Annotated in this window: 6 protein-coding genes; all 6 read right to left on the bottom strand. The window is 65.2% G+C overall.

What is annotated here, in order from left to right; all coding sequences use genetic code 11:
• On the bottom strand, positions 1-379 hold a 379-nt coding region (locus IV091_RS15965; RefSeq protein ID WP_293470243.1), incomplete at its 3' end, for an aldo/keto reductase.
• Positions 380-456: 77 nt separating this feature from the next.
• The gene (locus tag IV091_RS15960) at positions 457-2,253 is read right to left on the bottom strand and encodes a glycosyl transferase (RefSeq protein ID WP_293470242.1); all 1,797 of its coding nucleotides are present in this window, start codon (positions 2,251-2,253) and stop codon (positions 457-459) included.
• The gene (locus IV091_RS15955) at positions 2,240-2,764 is read right to left on the bottom strand and encodes a GtrA family protein (RefSeq protein ID WP_293470241.1); all 525 of its coding nucleotides are present in this window, start codon (positions 2,762-2,764) and stop codon (positions 2,240-2,242) included. The genes IV091_RS15960 and IV091_RS15955 overlap by 14 nt, the downstream gene beginning before the upstream one ends.
• A complete protein-coding gene (locus IV091_RS15950; protein ID WP_293470240.1) occupies positions 2,764-3,990 on the bottom strand; it encodes a glycosyltransferase family 9 protein in 1,227 nt (408 codons plus the stop codon). The genes IV091_RS15955 and IV091_RS15950 overlap by 1 nt, the downstream gene beginning before the upstream one ends.
• Before the next feature lie 3 nt (positions 3,991-3,993).
• Complete coding sequence (gene tgt / locus IV091_RS15945; RefSeq protein WP_293470239.1) at positions 3,994-5,157, bottom strand: tRNA guanosine(34) transglycosylase Tgt; 1,164 nt, start codon at positions 5,155-5,157, stop codon at positions 3,994-3,996.
• Between the two features lie 23 nt (positions 5,158-5,180).
• On the bottom strand, positions 5,181-6,137 hold a 957-nt coding region (queA, locus tag IV091_RS15940; RefSeq protein ID WP_293470238.1), incomplete at its 5' end, for a tRNA preQ1(34) S-adenosylmethionine ribosyltransferase-isomerase QueA.

Here is a 6,137-nt window from a genome sequence, read left to right as displayed (position 1 = left end):
GGTAGTCGCGGTGCAGGTAAAGAATGTCGAGGTAGTCGGTTTGCAGCCGGGCCAGGATGGCGTCGGTTTCCTGCATCAGCCAGCGGCGCGAGTAATTGCTTTCGTTCACCGCATCACTCACCGGATTGCCCAGCTTGCTGGCGAGCACCCAGTGGTGGCGCTGGCCGGCGAGCAGCACGCCGAGATCTTTTTCGGATTGGCCGTGGTTGTACACATCGGCGGTATCGATGAAGTTGATGCCATGCGCACGGGCCGACGCGACGATGTTCGCCGCCTCCGCCAGCGGCGTCTGCAGGCCGAACATCATGGTGCCCAGGCACAGGGACGACACCTTCAGGTTGCTTTTTCCGAGGCGGCGGTAGTGGGCGGGCATGGGCATGGGGCTGTTCCTGTTCCTGTTCCTGAAAGAGATGACGATGGGCTGGTCCTGCACTTCAGGCTGACGCTGGGCAAGGCTCAGGGCGTCAGCCGCTCCACCAGGTATTCCTGCGCGTACCAATAGGTTTCGGGCGTTTTGAAGGCGGCCAGCGCGCCTTCCGCGGCCTCTTGCCGCGAACGCAGGTCCCAGCGCACGTCCAGGATACGGCACTGCGCGCAAGGCGCCTGTCCGACGCGCCGCTGCACCAGCGCATAGCGGCTGGTCTTGAACAGGGTGTCCACATCGGTGTAGTTCACCGGTTGCTCGGCCAGGTAGGGAATGATTTTGGCGCCGGGGATGATGAACTGGTAGCGTTCAAACTGGCCGTTGAAGTTGGTGGGCACCGCCACGGCCTGGCCTTGCAACTGCGCAACCGTGTCGGCGCGAAAGCGGCCCAGCTCGCCGTTGAAGGGCAGGGTAGCCCAGGCCAGCGCCAGCAGCACGGCAAAGCTCGACAGCGCCGTCACTGGCCGGGTCGCCTGCTTTTTGACCATGCCCAGCACGCAGGCGGCAGCCAGAAGCAGCAAAAACAGCCAGAACAGTGGTGAATACAGGGCCGTGTCTTGCGTGGCACGCACCGCGCCATAGCCGATCAGGCCCATGGCGAGTGCGCCCAGCAGGCTTAGGGCCAGCGTGAGGCTGAACCAGATGCGCGGGATGCGGTGCCAGTACACGGCGATCAGGATGCCCAGCGCCGGCATGGCCGGAATCAGGTAGCGGGTCGAGCGCTGCGTGGGCAGCATGAACACCAGCATCAGCGCCAGCAGCCAGAGCCACAGGATTTTTTCAGCGTCGCTGAGGGTGTGCGCCGTGCCGGCGCGCGCGCGCCAGCTGCGCCAGGCCGCCACCATGCAGCCGACCGAGACCGGCAGCAGGAACAGGGCGTTCGAGAAATAGCCGGTCAGGATGGTCAAAATGCCGCTGCTGCCGCTCAGGGCTGTCTTGAAGTAACCCCGCGACGAATTCATCTTGCCGGCGTTTTCACCGACCACAAACTCGCGCCAGACTTCGCCCGGCTGCGGATCAATCGCAAACCAGAGGCCGAACATGGCCAGGCCGATGACGCACATGGCCACCACCTTGAGGGCGTCGGACACGATGCCGGGCCGCAGCAGATTCCACGGCGCCCGCCTGGCGCCCACGGTCTGGTAGCACAGCGCCAGCGCAAAACCGACCGGAACCACCATGACGAAGGACTTGTAGAGGCAACCCAGGCCAATCGCCACGCCGGCCAGCAGCGGAAACTTCCAGGTCGAGGCCATCAGCCGGGCCGGCGACCAGGCCAGCGCAAAGAACACGCCAAACAGCCAGAAGGTCTCGGGCGCGCTGGTCAGATAGGGGCGGCCATAGCGGTAGCTGGTGAAGAAGGACAGGTAAATGATGGCGGCAATGGCGCCCATGGTCAGGGCATGGTGCTGGCGCGCGCTGGCGCTGTCGCCATTGGCGTTGGCGTTCGAGAGCGGCGCGGCATCGCTGCGCACTATTTTCCAGGTCAGCAGGCCCACCATGAGCGCAATGCCCCATGAGTAGATCACGCTGGGCATGCGCAGCCGCAGGAGCGTCCAGTGCTCGCCCCAGCCGCCGGCCACCATGGCCTGCCAGAACAGCAGCGGCGGCTTGGTGTTGCGCATGAAGTCCCAGGAGCTGACCAGCGGGAGCCAGTGGCCGGTCTCGGCCGTCAGGCGGGCGATGTTGGCATACACCAGCTCGTCGCCGTTGCGCGGAATGTGGTCGCCGCCCAGGCCAAACAGGTAGCCCAGGGCCACGGCAATGGCCAGGCCGATCCAGACCAGGTGAACGGGAAGGCGGGAAAGCGGTTTTTCAGGGCTTGTCATGGGCGTTGGAGGATGCGGTGCTGGACGCGGGTGTTTCCGGGCGGTGGCGGCGAAAGGTCAGCTTGTCATTGGCCACGAAATTGACCACGCTGGCCAGCACGATGGAGATCAGGTTGGCGACGATGTAGTGCAGGTACAGCGCCAGCCACTTGGTCAGCAGCGACTGGATCACGATCGACAGGGCAGCCGCCATCACGTATTTGAAGAACAGCAGCATCGCCGATTGGCTCGTGTTGCGCGTGCGGTCGCGCCAGGTCAGGCGGCGGTTCCAGTAGAAATTGCTGATGGTGGCCATGGTGATGGCCAGCGCAATCGAGTAGTTGAGCCGCACATGAAAGTCGGCGATGCCGCGCAAGAGATACTCCTGCGCCGCATACAGCACGGCAATGTTGATCACCGTGCCGCTGGCGCCCACCAGCCCGAACTTGATGAAGCGCCAGCGCACCATGGGCTGAAAACGCGGCGGCAGCAGGCTGACCAGCCGCTCGGCGATGGATCTGAGCCGGGACATCAGTCGGCGGCCAGAAACGCGCGCGCCTTGGCGAGCACTTCGGCGGGCGCGATCACCTTGAGGCATTGGTTGTCGCCGTCGCAGTAGGACGCGCGGTGGTTGTAGGCCGTCAGGCAGGGCGAGCACGGCCACTGGCTGTAGAACGAATAACAGCGCGGCGTCAGCGGCGCGTACAGGCTCGGGGTTTCGGGGCCAAACAGCATCAGCGTCCAGATCGGCGTGAGCGCGGCGAACTGGCCCGGGCCGCCGTCGTTGGTGACCAGCAGGCGCGCCACATGAAACAGCGCCAGCAACTCGGAAATCGAGCGCGTGTAGCCGGTCAGGTCAATCACGGGGCTGGCCGGAAAGCGCGCCTCTACGTTGGCCACCAGTTGCCGCGCCAGTGCCTGGTCGTCTTTGAGGCCAATCACCGCCACGGCGCAGCCGTCGGCCACCAGGCCTTCGCACAGCGCGGTGTAGGAGGCCAGCGGCCAGGCCCGGATCGGCAAGATGCCGCCGCCCGGGTAGACCAGCACCAGCGGCTTGCCGGCAATCGCCGGGAAATCCTGGGCCAGCCGCGTCTGGATGCCCTGGACCAGCGCGCCGTCCAGCTGCACCTGCGGCGGCGGCTTGGGCGTGCCCACCACGGGCAGTTTGGATTTCGGCACCGCCGTCGAATCAATGGCCCGCGCCAGCGTCAAAAACTGCGCGCTGATGTGGTGGTAGGGGTTGTAGGGCACGCGGCGGTTGATGTGGGAGCCGCGGTACAGGCCTTCCTGCGTGTGGCGGTGAAAACCCACGCGCACCGCCGCGCCGCTGGCATACGACAGCAGGCTGCTGATGCGCGAGAACAGCTCGCAGTCAATCGCCACATCGACGTTGGCGCGGCGCAGCGCCTGGACGGCTTTCCACAGGCTGGACAGCAGCGACGCCAGCGAGCGGTCGTCGACCGTGTGCACGTGGGCCGGGTCCATCACCTGCATCAGGTCCAGGATTTCGCGGTTCTTTCTGAACAGCAGCGCGTGCAGCTGCGCGTCCGGGTAGCGCGCTTTGAGCCGCGCAAACATGTCGTTGGCCAGCACCAGGCTGCCCATTTCGGACAGCAGAATCACCACGATGGCGCGCGGCGCTTTTTCATGGACCGGCGCCGGCCGGAACTTGCGCATCAGCGCCTCTGCGCCAGATACCGCCGCGCACAGCGGAATACCGGCCCAGCGGTCAACAAATCGCTGCAGCTTGATGTCCACGGCTCAGACCCCGCGCTGCCGGTCGATGCGGAACTGCGCGGAAAATTCGCCAAAGCGGCCCGCGTCCAGCGCGTCGCGCACTTCCTGCATCAGGTTCAGGTAGTAGTGCAGGTTGTGGATGCTGGCCAGCATGGGGCCGAGCATTTCGCCGCAGCGGTCCAGGTGGTGCAGGTAGGCGCGTGAAAAGTTCTTGCAGGCGTAGCAGCCGCAGGTGCTGTCGGCCGGCTGCTCGTCGGCCTTGTGGCGCGCGTTGCGGATTTTGAGGTCGCCAAAGCGCGTGAACATGTGGCCGTTGCGTGCGTTGCGGGTCGGCATCACGCAGTCAAACATGTCGACGCCGGCCGCCACGCCGGCCACCAGGTCTTCGGGCGTGCCCACGCCCATCAGGTAGCGCGGCTTGTCGGCCGGCAGGCGGTGCGGCGTGTGCGCCATGATGCGCAGCATTTCTTCCTTGGGCTCGCCCACGCTGACGCCGCCGACCGCATAACCGGGAAAGTCCATCTCGACCAGCGCGTCGAGCGACTCCTGGCGCAGGTTCTCAAACATGCCGCCCTGCACAATGCCGAACAGCGCGTTCGGGTTGCCCAGCCGGTCAAACTCGTCCTCGCAGCGCTTGGCCCAGCGCCGGCTCAGTTCCATCGAGCTGCGCGCTTCGCTTTCAGTGGTGATGTGGCCCTTGGTGTCGTAAGGCGTGCATTCGTCAAACTGCATCACGATGTCGCTGTTGAGCAGCGTCTGGATCTGCATCGAGATTTCGGGCGTCAAAAACAGCTTGTCGCCGTTCACGGGCGACGCAAAGCGCACGCCTTCTTCCGTGATCTTGCGCATCGCGCCCAGCGACCAGACCTGGAAGCCGCCGCTGTCGGTCAGGATGGGTTTGTGCCAGCTTTCAAACTTGTGCAGCCCGCCAAACTGCTCGATCACGTCCAGCCCCGGACGCATCCAGAGGTGAAAGGTGTTGCCCAGGATGATTTGCGCGCCCATGTCGTGGAGCGACTGCGGCATCACGCCCTTGACGGTGCCGTAAGTGCCCACCGGCATGAAGATGGGTGTTTGCACCACGCCGTGGTTGAGCTTCAGGGTGCCGCGCCGGGCATACGAGCCCAGGTAGGCGCCCGCGTCTTTGTCAGTGGCGGGGTCGGTTTTCAGGACTTCAAATTCAAGCATTTTGTGATTGTCGCAGGTGTGTTTCAGTCGTTCGGCGGTGGCTGGCGTTCCAGCAGCATCGCGTCGCCATAGCTGAAAAAGCCGTAGCGCGCCTCAATCGCGTGCTGGTACAGCGCCATGATGTGCGCGTAGCCCGAAAACGCGCTGACCAGCATCATCAGCGTGCTTTTGGGCAAATGGAAGTTGGTCAGCAGCAGGTCGACGACCTGGAAGTCAAAGCCCGGCGTGATGAAGATGTTGGTGTCGTCGCAGGCGGGGCCAAACTTGGCGGCCGATTCGAGCGCCCGCACGGTCGTGGTGCCCACCGCCACCACGCGGCCGCCGCGCGCCTTGCAGGCGGCAATGGCGGCATGCGTGGCGGGCGGCACGTCAAAGCGTTCAAAGTGCATGACGTGGTCGGCAATCTGCTCGGCCTTGACCGGCTGGAAGGTGCCCGCGCCCACATGCAGCGTGACGCTGGCGCGCGCAATGCCACGCGCCTCCAGCTGCGCCAGCACGGCCTCGTCAAAGTGCAGCGCGGCCGTCGGCGCGGCCACGGCGCCCGGGTTTTTGGCAAATACCGTCTGGTAGCGCTGCTCGTCGTCCGCCGAATCGCTGTGGGTGATGTAGGGCGGCAGCGGCACATGGCCGTGCTCGGCCATCAGCGCATACGGGTCGCTGCTGAGCTTGAAGCGGTACAGCGGCCCGTGCGCCTCGGGCCAGCGGCCCAGCAGCGTGGCGGTAAAGCCGCCATCCATCTGCAGCACCGCCCCGGGCAGCGGCTTTTTGCTGACCTTCATGTGCGCGGCAACTTCATGGCCGGCGTCCACATGGGGCGACAGCACCCGCTCGATCAGCAGTTCGAGCTTGCCGCCGCTGGCCTTCTGGCCGAACAGCCGCGCCTTGACCACCTTGGTGTCGTTGAACACCAGCAGGTCGCCCGGCTGCAGCAAATCGGGCAGGTCGGCAAAGCGGCGGTCTACCGGTGCCGCGCCCCGGCC

This window comes from Polaromonas sp. (assembly GCF_018780625.1).
In the GTDB taxonomy this organism is placed as follows: Bacteria; Pseudomonadota; Gammaproteobacteria; order Burkholderiales; family Burkholderiaceae_C; genus Polaromonas.
Note: the sequence above shows the minus strand (reverse complement) of the source record. Positions and strands in the feature narration are given on the sequence as shown.